The sequence below is a fragment of the Streptomyces armeniacus genome, from assembly GCF_003355155.1.
Classification (GTDB): domain Bacteria; phylum Actinomycetota; class Actinomycetes; order Streptomycetales; family Streptomycetaceae; genus Streptomyces; species Streptomyces armeniacus.
The window spans coordinates 4,539,712-4,555,979 of record NZ_CP031320.1 but is presented as its reverse complement, the minus strand read 5'-3'; the positions used below and the strand labels follow the sequence as shown (position 1 = coordinate 4,555,979).

Genomic DNA, 16,268 nt, shown 5'->3' with positions numbered 1-16,268 from the left:
TGTACCGCTCGCGGACTGCGACACAGGCGAGCAGGGGAGGAGCGCAGTGGCCGCTTCGGACGGTGACGCGATCTGGGGCCGCGCGGAGCAGCAGGACTTCCGCAGCAGGGTGCGGGGCTGCCTGCTGGGCGGCGCCATCGGGGACGCGCTGGGGGCGGGCATCGAGTTCGACTCGCTGCAGACCATCCGGGAGCAGTACGGCGCGGTCGGCGTCACCGACTACGTGTCCGCGTACGGCCGCAGGGGCGCCATCACCGACGACACCCAGATGACCCTCTTCACCGTGGACGGGCTCATACGCGCCCACGTACGGCGTGACACGGGCGCCTGGCACCCTCCGACGGACGTGCACGCCGCGTACCGGCGCTGGGCCGCCACCCAGCGGGACTGGGGGCCCGACGAGCGGAAGAAGGAGGACGGCTGGCTCGCGCGCGAGGAGTGGCTGTACGCCCGGCGCGCACCCGGCAACGCCTGTCTGACGGGCCTCGCCGACGACCGTATGGGCACCGTCGACAGACCGAAGAACCCCGACTCCAAGGGCTGCGGCACCGTGATGCGCTCCGCGCCGTTCGGGCTGCTGGTCGGCTGGGAGCCGAAGCTGGTGTTCCAGCTGGCGGTGGAGTGCGCGGCGCAGACGCACGGGCACCCGACGGGCTACCTCGCGGCCGGGGCGTGCGCCGCCATCGTGCACGCGCTGGCACGCGGCGACTCGCTGGACAACGCCGTACAGCGCGCCCTCGCGCAGCTCGCCGCACGGCCGGGGCACGAGGAGACGACGGACGCGCTGAAGCGCGCGCTGGGGTCCGTACGGCAGGGCATGCCGACGGCGGAACGCGTGCAGTCGCTGGGCGAGGGCTGGACGGCGGAGGAGGCCCTGTCGATCGCCGTCTACTGCGCGCTGGTGGCCGAGGACGTGCAGCACGGGCTGCTGCTCGCGGTCAACCACGGCGGGGACAGCGACTCCACCGGCTCGATCTGCGGCAACCTGCTCGGCACCATCCACGGCGAGACGGCGCTGCCGCCGGGCTGGGTCGCGGAGCTGGAGGGGCGCGCGACGATCCTGGAGCTGGCGGACGACTTCGCGATGGAGATGACGCAGGGGCCGGCGCTGCACTCGCCCGCCTCGTCCTCACCGGCGTGGCTGGCGCGTTACCCGCGGGCGTAGGGGGAGCTACGGGCGCGGGCTTACGGCGGTGCGGGCTTACGGCGGTGCGGGCTTACGGCGTTACGGGCTTACGGCGTTACGGGTGTACGGGGGCTGGCACGCGCTGGTGCGCGCGCGCCGGGCAGAGGCCGAGCCCCCTCGGCCGAGACGGCGGATCAGTCGAGAGGGCTCTTCCACGACGCGTGCCGCGCCCCGCGGGACTCCCCGCGCCCGTACGGCTCACGTACGGCGCACGCACAGCTCACGTACGGCTGCGGCGCGGAACGGCTCAACACGCGCACCGGGGAGGGGCGGTGACGCTAACAGGCGCCTCCGTCCCCGCCGACCGACTCCACGAAGCCGCCCCACGCCTCCGGCGAGAAGCTGAGCGCCGGCCGGTCGGGGTCCTTCGAGTCGCGTACCGCGACGGCCTCCGCCGTGGGCGACTTGACCTCGACACAGGCGCCGTTGCCGCCCGAGTAGCTCGACTTGGTCCAGGTGCTCGTCGTGCCTTGCTGAATTGCCATGTCTGCTCCGGTTCCTCGAGACGTCTGCTCGACTGCTCGACGGTACGCGCCAGATCCGGGCATGTAAGGGGCAGTTCACCCGACCGAGTGGCATATTCCACGCAAGTCTTCCCAGGGCATGTGACGGGATGTAACCTCCCCGTTTCAGCCCGGAGTTCAGGCCCGCGTGTACTCCTTGGCGACGTTCTCGACGAACTCCCGCGTCTGGTCCGCGTTCAGCGCCTGCGCGCGCAGGTGCTCGTACATCACGCTGTAGCTCTGCACGTCGTTGGACTTCTCGAGATACAGGTCGCTGGTGACGCCCTCGAGGTAGATCACGGTCGAGTCGGAGGCGTCCGGGAACTCGAGGATCGCGTACTGCCCGTTCACCCCCGGGTGCGCGCCCATCGCGAACGGCATGACCTGGATCGTCACATGCGGCTGCCGCGACATCTCCAGCAGGTGCTCCAGCTGCTCCACCATCGTCTGCGCCCCGCCGACCGCGCGGCGCAGCGCCGACTCGTCCAGCACGGCCCAGAGCCGCAGCGGATGCCGCGAGTCCGTGATCCGGTCCTGGCGCCGCATGCGCACCTGCACGCGCTTCTCCACGTCGGCCGCGGACGCCTCCGGGAGCGCGCCGGCGATGACCGCCTCCGCGTACGCCGGCGTCTGCAGCAGCCCCGGCACCACCTGCGGCTCGTACACGCGCAGCGACGCGGCGTCCGTCTCCAGGCCGATGTACACGCTGTACGGGATGTCGCCGAACGCGTGCCACCAGCCCTGCTGGCGCGACTCCTTGGCCATCTGCATGAGCGAGTCGACTATGCGGTGGTCCTCCACCTCGTAGACCCCGCACAGATCGCGTACGTCGCGCTGGCTGATGCTGCGGCGGCCGTTCTCCAGGCGGCTGATCTTCGACTGCGAGACCAGCAGGCGGTCCGCGACTTCCTCCGCCGTCATGTTCCTGAGTTCGCGAAGCCTGCGCAGCTCTTGGCCCAGCCGACGCCGACGCACGGTGGGGTTGACGTTGGACGCCACAGAACAGCACCTCCGCGTAAAGTACGACTACTTGTAAGCAGGGTGCCACCACAATGCGTGGCTGCGCTGGGAAATGGCAACAGAGGGTGCCGGAGCGAGCACGCGCAGGGTGCATATCCGGCCGTCCTACGGCGGTCGGAAACGCCACCCCGCGCGTGCGCGGCTTCCGTCACGGGTACGGACCGGCCCGTGCCCGCGTGCGGGCTCTCCCCGGCTTCAGCGGACTCCCGGGCTCAGCGGGCTCCGGCACGGGCCATGTGGCCCACCGGCGCCGGGCGCCGCGGCTGGTCGGGAACCTGGTGCGGCTGTGGGCGCTGCGCCGGTGCGGCCGCCGGCGCCGGTGACGCCGTCGCCCGTGCCGCGGTCGTAGCCCCGCGGCCACCACCGGAACCGCCACCGCCGCCCGGTGCGCGCCGCGGCTGCGCCGCCACACCGTTCTGCACGTCCATCACGGCGTGCGCGACGAGGCCGCCCATCGGGTCGTGCCTGATCAGATCCCGTAGGCGCGAGCGGCACGAACGCCCCTCGTTGCCGGGATAGAGGTGCTTGCCGAGACCGACCGCGTGGGCCAGTGCGGCGAGCGCCGCGGTCCGCGGGTCCGGCGGTACGCCGGTGCGGATCGCGCTGTCCAGCCGGGTCCTGATCTCCCGGCTCACCGCCGACTCCGACGCCTGGTAGCGGGTCGTCGGCAACACCCCGCACATCTGGCCCGACACGGCATGCACCATGCCGCAGCGCTCCAGATGCGAAAGGTACGTCTGGCGCAACCCCAGCCGGGGTCCGCCTATCCAGTGGACCGCCCGCACCGGGCTGCCGCGCCTGCGCAGCAACTCGAGCGCCGAGTCCAGAGTCGGATCTCCTGTCGGCCGTGGCATCACCACGGCGATACGATCCCCGTCTGGGGCTATCCGTCCTGCCAGAGCCAGCTCGACTAGCTGTGCCCCGGCCAGGCCGAGGTCGAGCGACTGCGGCTGCGCAGTGGTACCCGTGGCCGGGTCCAGTGCGAGCAGCAGAAGCTCCTCCGGGATTGTTCTGCGGCTCCTGCCCATCCATGCCTCCCCGCGTGGATGAATGACAGGGTGACCCCTCTCACAATGGTCTGTCGAGAGTGCCTGGTCGGAATGTACGGGAACCAGTAGGTATGTCGTTCTCGTCTGCCGGATGGGACGGCTCCGCGTGAGAGGGATCGCGGTGGAACGGCCCCGTGCGCAGGACACTGTTAACTGGTACGGCGAGCGGCGAACATCTGGAGGCATTGGTGGCGGGCGAGTCCCCCGACAGGTCGAAACGGGAGAGGTCGTCGGGGGAGACGACGGAGGACACTCCATCGGTTCCCTCGACCCGGCGCGCGAAGCCGCGCCCCGGGACTCCCGGCACGGTCCCGGCCCCCGGCCCGGCCCCGGACGCGGAGCCCGGCACGGACGCCGCTTCGGACGCCGATACGGATGCCGCTTCGGATGCGACGGAGCCGCGCACGGACGCGACGACGGTGCTCGGCGTGCGCGAGGTGCGCGCCGGCCTGGAGGGCGCTGCCGGTGACGAGGAGCCGCCGGAGGAGCCGCCGCGCACGGACGCGACGACCGTACTGAGCGTCCGCGAGCTGCGGGACGGCAAGGGCCGGGACGGCGCGGACGAGGCGTCGGAGCCGGAGCCGCGGTCGGACGCGACGACGGTGCTCGGCGTCCGCGAGGTGCGCGCCGACCTGGAGGGCGCTGCCGACGGCGGGAGCGATGAAGGCGGCGAGTCCGGCAAACCCGGCGAATCCGGCGGCGAGTCCGGTGAATCCGGTGACGGCGACGCGCGGTTGCGCGCCGCGGTGGCGGCCTGGGTGTCCGGTGACGAGCCCGGAACGGAGCCCGGGGAACCGGCGGCCGGGGAGCCCGGCGAGGCCGAGCCCGAGGGGGACGCGAAGGCCGCCGGGTCCGACGACGAAGAGCTGCCCGTACGACGGCCCGCCGGGCGGTCCGCCGAGACCGTGGACAACCCCACGGCCATGTTCGGGGTGCTGCGCCCCGAGGAGGTGGCCCGCAAGGACGACGTGAAGGCCGCACAGGAGCGCGCCGAGCGGATGACCGCGGCCTTCTTCGGTACGACCCGCAGCGAGGACGAGGAGCCCGCTCAGAAGGACGGGAAGCCGGTCCAGGACGCGGCGGCGGACACGGACACGGACGACGGTGAGCCCGCCGACGCGATCCCCGAGCCGCAGCCGGCGGACGCGGAACCGCGTACGGAGGACGCCCGTACCGGCGTGAAGTCCGACACCCCGCCGGAGACGGCCGCCGCCGACGACGGCGGGGACGGCGCCGCCGACGAGCCCGAGGACGAAACCCCCGGCGAGCCCGCGGGCCAGGCGGCGGACCAGGCGGCGGAGAAGCCCGCGCCGCAGCCGCCGCGCCAGGTCGACCACCCGACGACGGCGATCCGGGTGCCCAAGGACGGCGCGTCCGGGAAGAGGCCCGCGAAGCCCACGGCGGCGGAGTCCGAGGCCGAGCGGACGAGCCAGTTCGTACCGCTCAAGCCCGACCTGCCCGAGCGCCCCTCCGGGCCGCCGCGCGCCGACGCGCCGCCGAAGCCGCCCGGAGCGCCCCGCACCGGCGCGGGCGCCCTGCCCCCGGAGGCGCCGCCGGCCGCGTCGCGGCCGCCCGCGGGCGCACCCGCGGATGCGTCCGCAAACGCCCCCTCAGCCGCAAACAGGTCCGCGTCAGCAGGCGCAAAGGCAGACGCGGGCTCCGGTGCCCGGACTCCGGCGCCGCCCGCCCGCGACCCCGACCCGTCCCACACCCGCCAGCAGCCGCTGCCGGAACCGCCGCCGCTCGACCTGCTGGCGCAGCTCACCAACAAGCCGCCGCCACCCGAGACGCCGATACGGACCGCCGTACGGCGGGTCAAGATCTGGACGCCGTTCGCCGTGCTGCTCGCGATCGTGTTCGTGGTCGTGCAGTCCGTACGGCCGTTGCCGGACGTGTCGCTGTCGATGACGGCGCCCGCCTCGTACGCGTTCGAGGGTGCGAAGCCGTCCCTGCCGTGGCCCGACGAGGGCCAGGCGTACGTGGAGGTCTCCGGCCTCGGCGTGCTGGGCTCCAAGGGCGGCCGTGAGTCGGTGTCGATCGGCAGTGTGGCCAAGACGATGACGGCGTACGTGATCCTCAGGAAGCACCCGCTGAAGAAGGACGCGCCGGGCCCGGCGATCCCCATCGACAAGAAGGCCGAGGAGGACGGCAAGCTCGGCGAGGGCAACGGCGGCGAGTCCGTCCTGGACACGGTCAAGGAGGGCCAGGAGATCAGCGAACGGGACGCGCTGTCCGCGCTGATGATCCCGTCCGCGAACAACATCGCCCGGCTGCTCGCCCGTTGGCACAGCAACGGTTCCGAGGCGGCGTTCGTCAAGGAGATGAACGAGGCGGCCAAGGAGCTGGGGATGAAGGACACCACGTACACCGACCCCAGCGGACTCAAGGAGTCCACCAAGAGCACCGCCCAGGACCAGGTCAAGCTGGCGAAGAAGGTGATGGAGATCCCCGCACTGGTGGAGATCACCAAGTTGCCTTCCTGGACGGACCCGTCGGGCAAGAAGTGGCGGAACTACAACACGCTCGTGCCGTTCGACGGCGCCATCGGCATCAAGACCGGCAGCACCACCGCGGCCGGCGGCAACCTGCTCTTCGCCGGCCACAAGCGGATCGGCGACACCACGCAGCTGATCGTCGGCGCGGTGCTCGGGCAGCACAAACCGCCGATAATCGACACCGCCAACGCCGTCAGCAAGGAGCTGCTGATCGCCGCCGGCGATGCGCTGGCCGCCCGTACGGTGGTCAAGAAGGGCGACGTCGTCGGGCACGTGGACGACCAACTCGGCGGCAAGACCCCGGTCGTGGCCACCGAGGACGTCACCGCGGTCGGCTGGCCCGGCCTGAAAGTGAAGCTCGCGCTGGAGGAGTCCGCGGAGGGTGCTCCCCACACGGCGAAGTCAGGTGAGAAGGTGGGCATCCTGACGGCAGGCGACGGACCCGGGCAGGTCAAGGTGCCCGTCGCGGTCCAGGAAGATCTTGTGGAACCCGGCTTCGGGGACAAACTCACCCGAATCCTGTGAGCTTGTGATCCGGTGTCGGGCAGGGCTGGGTAGCCTTGCCCGACACCGGTGCCTCGGGGGGAGAAGAGGGCGCAGTGACGACCATGAGGCCGCCGCGGACGCGTGCGGCGGACGACGAGGGTGACGACGGCATACGCACATCACGCGCGCCGGGGGGCGCACGCGCGCCGCGCTCGTTCAGACGCACGGTCCTCGGCAGCCGCTGGTACCCGGTCTGGGCCGCCATGCTGCTCGCCTCGGTCCTGCACATCCTGTGGCTCTGGCTGATCGCCAGCGGCGGCGGTGACCTGGCGGCACAGGACGCCTGGGCCGAGTTCGTCGGGCGGCACCCGGACTCGGCGTACAACCTCGCCTGGTACGGCGGCATGCACCCCGTCTCGTACAGCGTGATCTCGCCGTATCTGATGGCCGTGTTCGGCGTACGCCCGATGCTGATCCTGTCCGGCGTGCTCTCCGCGGGCGTGCTCGCGCTGATACTCGTACGGTCGCGCGCCGTGGCCCGGCCGATGGCTCCCGCGCTGTGCGGCGCCGTCGCCTTCGCGTGCAACGCGGCGTCCGGACGGGTCACGTTCGCGATGGGCACCCTCTTCGCGCTGGCCGCCGTCGCCGTCGTATGGGCCTGCCCGCACCGCTGGCGGCACTACCGGAAGACGCGCGGAGCGCTGGCCGTACTGATGTCGGTGCTGGCCACGGCCGGCAGCCCGGTCTCCGGCCTGTTCCTCATGGTGGTCGGGGCGGCGCTCGTCCTGAGCCGCCGTCGGGCCGCGGCCGCCGCGATCGGGCTGCCGCCCCCGATGGTCGTCGGCGCGAGCGCACTCCTCTTCCCGTTCACCGGGGAGATGCCGATGCCGTGGTGGTCGGCGGTCTTCCCCCTGGTGTCGTCGGTGTCCGTGCGGCTGCTCGCGCCGCCCGGCTGGCGGGTGGTCCGCAGGGGCGCCGAGGTGTACACCCTGGGCATCCTCGCGACCTGGGTCGTGCCCTCCCAGGTCGGTGCGAACGTCGAACGCCTGGGCCTGATGTTCGGCGTCGTCGCGCTGGTCGCCCTGCTGCCGCAGATCACGCGCCGCTCGCGGCGCTGGGTGGCGCTGGTGACCGCGCTCGTCGTGGTCGGGGGCTGGCAGGTCATCAAGCCCACGTACGACGTCGTGCACACCACCCCGGCGGCGTCCTGGGCGCACGACCTCGCGCCGCTCGTCCACCAGTTGGACGAGGTCGACGCGGACCGCGGCCGAGTCGAGGTCGTGCCCGTGTCGAGCCACCGGGAGGCGTCGGCCTTCGCGCCGTACGTCAACCTCGCCCGCGGCTGGAACCGGCAGGCGGACACCGAGCGGAACCCCCTCTTCTACGAGGGCGGCGAGCTCAACGACGAGACCTACCACCAGTGGCTGCGGCGCTGGGCCGTCCGCTACGTCGTGCTGTCCTCGGACGAACCGGACATCGCGGCGAAGGACGAGGCCCGGCTCGTCCGCTCCAAGCCGCACTACCTCCGCAAGATCTGGTCCGACGAGAACTGGGAGCTGTACCGCGTCGCCGACCCGGTCCCGCTCGCCGCCCCGCCCGCCCACGACTCCCGCGCGGAAGCGGGCGGCGTGACGGTGGAGGTACGGGCCCCGGGCGAGGTCCTCGTACGCGTCCCGTGGTCGCCCTGGCTCGGCCTCGTCAACAAGGACGGCGAACGCATCAAGCCGCCCGGACGCCCCTCGTCGAACCGCAACGGCTGCCTGCGCCCGGCGGAACCCATGTCGAGCGAACCGTCGTCCGAGACGCCCGAACCGGCCAAGGGGGAGGGCGACGAGGAGGACGACGAGCCGCCGAAGGACGAGTGGACGGTGCTCGACGCGCCCCGCGCGGGCACGTACCGGCTGGCGGCCCCGTACCGGCTGCCCCGCGGCACGCCGTGCCCGGACAGCGCGTCCGACTGAACCTCAGGCTTCGCGCCCTGAACCCGCCGGACGGTGGTCATGCGGCCCACCCAGCCCGTCCGGCGGGATTCCTTCCCGCCGCAACGGCGCCCGAAGGACGGTGGTCATGCGGCCCACCCAGCCCGTCCGGCGTTTGAGGACGGCCCTCGGCCCCCGCCGAGCGGTACCCGGCGGACGGGGCGCGGGCACGCGTACGGGCGGCGCACGCCGTCGCGGCGGGAAGCAGGTGGACGGGCTTGAGCGGGCGGGTCACTCGTCGGGCGGCAGCCCGGCGACGACAGACGCGACCGTGTCGGCGTCGTCCGCCGACTTGTCCGACCGATACCGCACGACCCGCGCGAACCGCAGCGTGACCCCCGCCGGATACCGTGTGGAGCGCTGCACCCCGTCGAAGGCCACCTCGACGACCAGTTCCGGCCGTACGACCACGCCCCACGGCTCCTCACGCGTGGCGAGCTCCCGCAGCCGTTCCGTCTGCCAGTTCAGCAGCTCGTCGGTGAGCCCCTTGAAGGTCTTGCCCAGCATGGCGAACGAGCCGTCCGGGCGGCGCGCGCCCAGGTGGAGGTTGGAGAGTCTGCCGGTGCGTCTGCCGTGCCCCCACTCGGCGGCCAGGACGACGAGGTCGAGCGTGTGCACCGGTTTGACCTTCAGCCAGGACGCGCCCCGTCTGCCGGCGCTGTACGGCGCGTCCAGTGCCTTGAGCACGACGCCCTCCTGGCCGCGCGCGACCGCCTCCTCGGCGAACGTACGGGCGGCGCTCCGTACGTCCTCGTGTGCCGGATCGGCCGCCTGCATGCGCCGTACGCGCAGCGACTCGGGGGCGATACGGGCGAGTTCGGCGTGCCGTTCGGCGGCGGGCAGGTCGAGGAGGTCGCGGCCGTCGACGGAGAGCAGGTCGAAGAAGGCGGGGGAGAGCGGCAGAGTGGCCCGCGCGCCCGCCACGTCCAGCCGGGAGCCGACACGGGACGAGGTCTCCTGGAACGGGCGGGGCCGCCCGTCCGGCCCGAGGGCGATGACCTCGCCGTCGAGAACGGCGCCGGCGGCGGTCAGCTCCCGGGCGGCGGCGGTGACTTCGGGCAGCCGGTCGGTGATGTCGTCCAGGGTGCGCGTGTAGATCCGTACGCCCTGCTCGTCCAGGTGCACCTGGACGCGGATGCCGTCCAGCTTCTCGTCCACGGCGACCGGCCCGGGGCCGAGCCGGTCGAGGGCCTCGTCGACGTCCTTCGCTGTCTGGGCGAGCATCGGCAGCACCGGGCGGCCGACCTCCAGCCGGAAGGCGTCGAGGGCGCCGGGGCCGTGCGCGAGCAGCGCCTGCGCCACGGCCCCGAGCGAGCCGCCGAGCATGACGGCGCGCCGTACGGCGTCGGGGTCGGCGCCGGAGGCGGCGGCGAGGCCCTGGACGGCGAAGGCGTCGAGCGCGCCCTGGCGGAGTTCGCCGCCGATCAGCCGGGTGAGGAAGTCCTGTTCCCGCTCGGTGGCGTCGGCGAGCAGGGCGTGCAGCCGGCGCTTGCGTTCGTTCTGCGCGCCCTTGCCGGACACCGCCGCGATGGCGCTCAGCGCCTCGTGCACCTCGCGGAGGGTGAGCCGCGCGGTGGGCGCGGGCGCCGGGCGGTCGAGCAGGCTCCGCCAGCCGACGCCGATACGCCGCTGGGGCAGCCGCCCGGCGAGCCAGGTGATCGCGATCGGCGCCTCGGCGGGCTCCGTTTCGCGGAACAGCCGGGCGAGGAGTGCGACCTTCTCCGTACCCGCGGACGTGGCCGTCACCTCGAGGGAGGTCCGCGCGATGTCTGCCAGCAGCATGCGGCCCATGGTCGCGCAACGGACTCGCGTACGCGGTGAGCGGCGCGCAGCGGCACACGAGGGCGCGCGGTGGTGCGGTGCGCCGTACGGGGGTGCGTGACCGCGTGCGGTGGCACGCGGCGGGACACGGCAGCGTACGACGGCGCGACGGGCAGACCGTACGACGGCGCGGCCGGCGCGACCGTACGCCCCGGGTGCCGGACCCGCGGTCGCGGCGCGGCGCTTTACGGGGGCGCGCGCGGCGCAATGCGCGCGTGTGATCGGGTACTTGACGTGGCGTCAAAGCGGGCGCCCGTGGGAAGATTCCTCGCGACGGCGTAGCCATGCGGACGCGTGGCGGAAAGTCGAGGTCAGTATGCGTGACGACGGGACGATGGAGCCCGAGGTCGACGTGACCGTCCCCAGCGTGGCCCGGATGTACGACTTCTATCTCGGCGGCAAGGACAACTACGCGGTGGACCGCGCCGCCGTCGCCGAGCTGGACAAGGTGGTGCCCAGCACGAAGCCGCTCGCCATCAACAACCGGCGCTTCCTGCAGCGCGTGGTGCGACGGCTGGCGGAGGACCACGGCGTGCGGCAGTTCCTGGACCACGGCTCAGGCCTGCCGACGCAGGACAACGTGCACCAGGTCGCCCAGCGCATCGATCCGGAGTCCCGCGTCGTCTACGTGGACAACGACCCGATCGTGCTGGCCCACGGCAGGGCGCTGCTGCAGGAGGACTCCCGTACGGCCGTGCTGCAGGCGGACATGCGGGACACCGACCTCATATTCGAGCACCCCGAGGTGGAGCGGCTGATCGACTTCGGGGAGCCGGTCGCGGCGCTGTTCGTCTCCGTCATGCACTGCATCCCGGACCCGGATCCGCAGGCGCTGGTCGAGCGCGTCAGGGAGCGGCTGCCGAAGGGCAGTTACCTGGTGATAAACCAGCTGGTCAGCGAGGACAAGAAGACGCGTGACTTCGTCACGGACTTCATGGCGGAGAGCACCAAGGGGAACTGGGGCCGGGTGCGCGAGGCGCACGAGGTCGAGCGGTACTTCGAGGGGCTGGAGCTGCTCGAGCCGGGCCTCGGGTGGATCAACGCCTGGCGGCCGGACTCCGACCTGGCGCTGCGTGAGCAGACGGACGAGTGGTACGAGTTCGGCGGCGTGGCGCGCGTGCCGTAGGGCCTCGCGTGCCCCGGCCGTCGCGTGCCGCCCCGGCCGGAGGGCCGGGGTGCGGCGTCGGCAGGCCCGTCAGAACTTGGTGAGCAGGCCCTCGAGGAACGCCACCGTCTTGGCGGGCGCGTCGGCCGTGGCGCACAGCCGGTCCATCACCACCATGTAGTTCTCCACCTCTTCCTGCTTGTCGAGGTAGAGGGCCGAGGTGAGCTGCTCGAGGTAGACGATGTCCGGCAGGTCGGGCTCCAGAAAGCGGAGTATGGTGACCGGCCCGCCTGCCGCGGCGAGTCCGCCGATGCGGAACGGCGCGATCTGAAGGGTGATGTTGGGCTGCCGGCTGGCCCACAGCAGCCGTTCGAGCTGCTCGCGCATCACCTTGTCGCTGCCCAGCGGGCGTTGCAGCGCCGCCTCGTCGAGCACCGCCCACAGCTTGGGTCCGTACGAGCGCTCGAGCACCTGCTGCCGCTCCATGCGCAGGCGGATGCGCTTCTCGACCTCGCGTTCCGAGGCCCGCGGATGGCCGAGCTGAATGCAGGCGCGTGCGTACTCCACGGTCTGCAACAGGCCGGGCACGAACTGCACTTCGTAGGTGCGGATGACGGACGCGGCCTCCTCCAGGCCGAGCAGCTGCTCGAACCAGGGCGGCAGCACGTCGCTGTACTTGTTCCACCAGCCGGGGACGCTGGCCTGCCGGGCCAGCGCGAGGAAGTCCTCGCGCTCGTGCGGGTCGTGGACGCCGTACAGCGTGAGCAGGTCGTAGACGTCCCGCTCCTTGTAGCCGGTGCGGCCCAGCTCGAGGCGGCTGATCTTCGCGTGGGAGCCGCGGATGGCGTCGCCGGCGGCCTCGCGGGAGATGCCGCTCGCCTCGCGCAGCCGCCTCAGCTGCGTGCCGAGCACGATGCGCAGGATGGTCGGGCCGCCGCGCGGGTGGTCGAGGATGCGACTGACCGACGAGCGGCTCTCAGGCTCCGGCCTTGCTGCCATCACGACTGCCCTGCTCCCCTGGGGTAGTTGTCCGTATGCCCAGTGTCCCACTCGCCCGATCGGGCGTACAGCGGAGCGTGCGACCAGCGCGCGCCCCCGCGCCAACTGACCGGTACGAGCGCGGGCTTGAACCGGTGGCACGGGGGCGCACGGTCGGTGCCGTGAGGTGATGGCGGGTCAGCTTGCCTTGTGTGCGGTGGTCCTGACCGCACAGTGTGGGGTGGTCGGGGGTCGCCGTTCAGTCTCCTGGGCCGAGGAAGTCGTCGAAGTCGCCGTCCTTCGCTCCCTGGATGAATGCCGTGATCTCGGCCGGCGTGTAGATGAGAGCCGGGCCCGAGGGGTGCCGTGAGTTGCGTACCGCTACTCCGCCGCCGGCCAGTTGGGCCAGTTCGACGCAGTTTCCACTGGGGTTGCTCCGCCGGCTCTTGCGCCAGACGACGTCCTGAAGCCGCGGGTCCTGCATGCCGTGATCAATGTGCATGCCTAGAACCTTCCCACAGCAGCGTGTGCTTGCACCTGTTCTTACAGATGTGCTTGCAGACGTAAGAACGTGAGAGGATGATGGCGTCCGGATCTGTCCCGCTCGTCGAGCGCAACGCCCCTTATCTGTTGCGGAGTTCGTGATGGCCACACACTCGCCCCTCAGTACGGACGAGGACGCCCAGCCCTGTGACTGGGAAGACCCGCTGATGCGGCTCATGCTGCTCTTGGAGATAGCGAGCGAGCCGGCTTGGTTGCGTGATCTGGCCGAGCAGTCGGCCGGCACGGCGCGCGCCGCCGGTGCCACCGGTCCGGCCGGTGCCACCGCGGGCGGTGCCGAGGAGTAGCCGGAGGCTGCCGCACCGGGACAGGCGCGCCGCCCCCGCACGCGAGGCACGGGTGAGGGGCAGGGGGAGCGCTTTGCAGGGGTAGGGGGCGCATGGAGGTACGGGAACTCCGCGAAAACTTTGTGCACTGCGCCCCAACGCTGCAAAGCTGGAGTCATCCAGCCGCGCTGCGGCGTGTGCCGACTCGTCGGAGATTGCCTTGGGCAACGTTTCCCGGTTCAGACTCGGCGGTGTGCTGTCCTGGCTGCCCTTCGCCGCGATGGCGATCGTCGCCGTGGTCGACATCGTCGCGGGCGCCGGCGTCGGATTCCTGCCCCTGATCTCGCTCGGGCCCGCCTTCGCCGGACTCACCGGCGGCCTGCGGCGCACCGCGGGAATCGGCGTGCTGGCGCTCGTGCTCTGCCTCCTCCTCAGCCTCTTCAACGGGCAGTTCGCCGACCGGCGCGGTAACACCGCCATGATCGGCGTCGTCGGCGTGTCCGCCGCCGGCCTGGTGGCCACGGCCCGGCGGCAGCGCCGCGAGGCGGAGCTGGCCAGCGTCCGCGACATCGCGGAGGTCGCGCAGCGCGTGCTGCTGCGCCCCGTGCCGCTCACCGCGGGCCCGCTGCGGGTCGCCGTCTCGTACACCTCGGCGGTCGCGGAAGCGCGCATCGGCGGCGACCTGTACGAGGTGGTGATCTCGCCCGGTGGCGTGCGGGTGATCGTCGGGGACGTGCAGGGCAAGGGCCTGGACGCGGTGGAGACCGCCGCCGTCGTGCTCGGCGCGTTCCGCGAGGCCGCGTACGACGAGTCCGAGCTGGTGGCCGTGGGTGAACGGCTGGAGCGGGCGCTCGGGCGGCACCTGTCGGACGAGAAGTTCGTGACGGCCGTACTGGCGGAGTTCCGGCCGGACGGCACGGTCACGCTGCTCGACTTCGGTCACCCGCCGCCGCTGCTCGTACGGGGCGACGGCACGGTCGGGTTCGTGGAGCCGCCGGAGGCGGCGCCGCCGCTGGGGCTGAGCGCGCTGGGCGCGTTCGACGGGCTGGGGCAGATCGAGCCGGTGCCGTACGGGTTCGCCTTCGCCCCGGGGGACCAGCTGCTGTTCTACACGGACGGTGTCACCGAGGCGCGCGACCCGGAGAACCGCTTCTATCCGCTGGCCGAGCGTGCCGCGATGCTCAAGGACCCCGACCCGCAGCACGCGCTGGACGCCATGCGCCGCGACCTCGTCGCGCACGTGGAGCGCCCGCTGCGCGACGACGCGGCGATGCTGCTGCTCCGTTACCGCGAGGTGTGAGCTGGGTGCACACGCGGTGTGAGCAGGGCGCGCGCCGGCGCGAACTCCTCAACCGGGCGCGGTAGTTGTGTGGAATGCGCGGGGAATACGTGTTCGCCCCGAGGTGACGATACAGAAGCGATACGTGCGGTCACCTAGACGTCACCGTGCGCGGAACGGCAGACTCCAGGCCCCCACGGTCATAACGGCGCAAGGTTCGGTCACGGAGCAAGAGGCAGGTACGGCAGTGCAGCGACGGTATGCGGGCGTGGTCGCGGCGGGACTGGTGGCCAGCCTGCTGGCGACCCTCACGGCCTGTGGGAGCGACGACGCACAGGGTGACAAGACGGAGCTGCACCTGGTCGCCGTCGAGCACGGGGACCGGTCGGGAAACAGCTCGAAGCGGTACTGGGACAAGCTGATCGGCGAGTTCCAGTTCAAGTCCCCCGGGATCGACGTGAAGGTCGAGGTCTTCGACCGGGACCGCATAGACGAGGAGATCGCCGGCCTGGTCGAGGCGGGCAAGGCGCCCGACCTGGCCCAGACCGGCGGCTCGTTCGCCGGGTACGCCGAGAAGGACAAGCTGTACAGCGCGGACGAGATCCTCTCCACCGCCACCCAGGGTGACTTCGTGCCCTCGCTGGCGGAGGCGGGCACCGTACGGCGGCAGCAGTACGGCCTGCCCTTCGTCGCCAGCACCCGCGCGCTCTTCTACAACAAGGACCTCTTCGCCGACGCCGGCATCAAGCGCCCGCCCGGCACCTGGGAGCAGCTGCGCAAGGACGCGGTCGCGCTGCGCTCGGCGGGCGTGAAGACGCCGTACGGGCTGCCGCTGGGCCCGGAGGACGCGGAGGCCGAGACGCTGAACTGGCTGCTCGGCGGTGGCGGCGGGTACTCCGACGACGGCGGCGCGTACGACATCGACTCGCCGCAGAACGTCCAGTCCTTCGAGTGGCTGCGGGACAAGCTCGTCAAGCCGGGGCTGACCCAGCCCGACCCCGCCACGACCAGCCGCGACGATGCCTACGCCGACTTCATGAACGGCAAGGTCGCCATGCTCAACGGGCATCCCACGCTGATGCAGCGCGCGCTCGAGAGCGGCGTCGACTACGGCATCGCCCCGCTGCCCGGCCGCAACGGCCCGACCAAGACCACCACGGGCGTCGCCGACTGGATGATGGCCTTCAAGCAGGGCGGCCACCAGGACGAGATCCGTACCTTCCTGGACTTCGTATACCAGGAGAAGAACGTCGTCGAGTACGCCGACAAGTACGACCTGCTGCCGGTGACCGCGCCCGCGTCCCAGGCGATGCGCGACGACACCGCGCACAAGCCGCTGTGGGAGTTCCTCGACTGGCTGCCGACGGCCACGTTCTATCCCGTCGGGAAGACGTCGTGGACACCGACGGTCCGCGCGCTGCGGAAGTCCATCGGGACGGCGGTGACGGACAAGGGCAGTCCGGCGGCCGTGCTGGGGCAGGTGCAGCGCAGCGCGACGGCCACGGAGGTCGCGGACGGGTCCTGAGCGGTCGACCCCGGT

The 16,268-nt window shown here is 72.0% G+C and carries 13 protein-coding genes; 7 read left to right on the top strand and 6 right to left on the bottom strand.

The genetic code is table 11. The features are described from left to right. The first annotated feature begins 46 nt into the window (after positions 1–46). Positions 47–1,165, top strand: a complete 1,119-nt coding sequence (locus DVA86_RS19790; protein ID WP_208880095.1) for an ADP-ribosylglycohydrolase family protein — start codon at positions 47–49, stop codon at positions 1,163–1,165. Between the two features lie 299 nt (positions 1,166–1,464). Here DVA86_RS19790 and DVA86_RS19785 read toward each other — a convergent pair whose 3' ends face one another. From DVA86_RS19785 to DVA86_RS19775, 3 genes are all read right to left on the bottom strand, one after another. After that, positions 1,465–1,671 carry a DUF397 domain-containing protein gene (locus DVA86_RS19785; protein WP_208880094.1) on the bottom strand — a complete coding sequence of 69 codons (207 nt, stop codon included), beginning with the start codon at positions 1,669–1,671 and terminating at the stop codon, positions 1,465–1,467. Positions 1,672–1,827: 156 nt separating this feature from the next. Then, the gene (locus tag DVA86_RS19780; protein WP_208880093.1) at positions 1,828–2,688 is read right to left on the bottom strand and encodes a helix-turn-helix domain-containing protein; all 861 of its coding nucleotides are present in this window, start codon (positions 2,686–2,688) and stop codon (positions 1,828–1,830) included. Between the two features lie 233 nt (positions 2,689–2,921). Next, positions 2,922–3,737, bottom strand: coding sequence for a GOLPH3/VPS74 family protein (locus DVA86_RS19775; RefSeq protein ID WP_208880092.1), 816 nt, complete (start codon positions 3,735–3,737; stop codon positions 2,922–2,924). Between the two features lie 449 nt (positions 3,738–4,186). Here DVA86_RS19775 and DVA86_RS19770 point away from each other — a divergent pair, with 449 nt between their 5' ends. Together DVA86_RS19770 and DVA86_RS19765 are read left to right on the top strand one after the other, a co-directional pair. Further along, the gene (locus DVA86_RS19770) at positions 4,187–6,778 is read left to right on the top strand and encodes a D-alanyl-D-alanine carboxypeptidase (RefSeq protein ID WP_245996802.1); all 2,592 of its coding nucleotides are present in this window, start codon (positions 4,187–4,189) and stop codon (positions 6,776–6,778) included. 83 nt (positions 6,779–6,861) lie between these two features. Continuing rightward, the gene (locus DVA86_RS19765) at positions 6,862–8,700 is read left to right on the top strand and encodes an MFS transporter (protein WP_245997674.1); all 1,839 of its coding nucleotides are present in this window, start codon (positions 6,862–6,864) and stop codon (positions 8,698–8,700) included. A 249-nt stretch (positions 8,701–8,949) separates the two neighbouring features. On the opposite strand, the gene DVA86_RS19760 is transcribed toward DVA86_RS19765, so the two are convergent. Further along, positions 8,950–10,500, bottom strand: a complete 1,551-nt coding sequence (locus tag DVA86_RS19760) for an ATP-dependent DNA ligase (protein ID WP_208880087.1) — start codon at positions 10,498–10,500, stop codon at positions 8,950–8,952. 355 nt (positions 10,501–10,855) lie between these two features. Here DVA86_RS19760 and DVA86_RS19755 point away from each other — a divergent pair, with 355 nt between their 5' ends. Next, a complete protein-coding gene (locus tag DVA86_RS19755; protein WP_208880085.1) occupies positions 10,856–11,665 on the top strand; it encodes an SAM-dependent methyltransferase in 810 nt (269 codons plus the stop codon). Between the two features lie 69 nt (positions 11,666–11,734). Here DVA86_RS19755 and DVA86_RS19750 read toward each other — a convergent pair whose 3' ends face one another. Together DVA86_RS19750 and DVA86_RS19745 are read right to left on the bottom strand one after the other, a co-directional pair. Beyond that, entirely contained in the window at positions 11,735–12,643 is a 909-nt protein-coding gene (locus DVA86_RS19750) for a helix-turn-helix domain-containing protein (protein WP_208880083.1), read from the bottom strand. A gap of 238 nt (positions 12,644–12,881) precedes the next feature. Beyond that, positions 12,882–13,124, bottom strand: coding sequence for a DUF397 domain-containing protein (locus tag DVA86_RS19745; protein ID WP_208880082.1), 243 nt, complete (start codon positions 13,122–13,124; stop codon positions 12,882–12,884). A 142-nt stretch (positions 13,125–13,266) separates the two neighbouring features. On the opposite strand from DVA86_RS19745, the gene DVA86_RS19740 reads away from it, so the two are divergent. From DVA86_RS19740 to DVA86_RS19730, 3 genes are all read left to right on the top strand, one after another. Then, a complete protein-coding gene (locus tag DVA86_RS19740) occupies positions 13,267–13,470 on the top strand; it encodes a hypothetical protein (protein ID WP_208880080.1) in 204 nt (67 codons plus the stop codon). A gap of 259 nt (positions 13,471–13,729) precedes the next feature. Next, a complete protein-coding gene (locus tag DVA86_RS19735; protein ID WP_208884917.1) occupies positions 13,730–14,749 on the top strand; it encodes a PP2C family protein-serine/threonine phosphatase in 1,020 nt (339 codons plus the stop codon). Between the two features lie 226 nt (positions 14,750–14,975). Continuing rightward, the gene (locus DVA86_RS19730; RefSeq protein WP_208880079.1) at positions 14,976–16,253 is read left to right on the top strand and encodes an extracellular solute-binding protein; all 1,278 of its coding nucleotides are present in this window, start codon (positions 14,976–14,978) and stop codon (positions 16,251–16,253) included. Positions 16,254–16,268 lie beyond the last annotated feature (15 nt).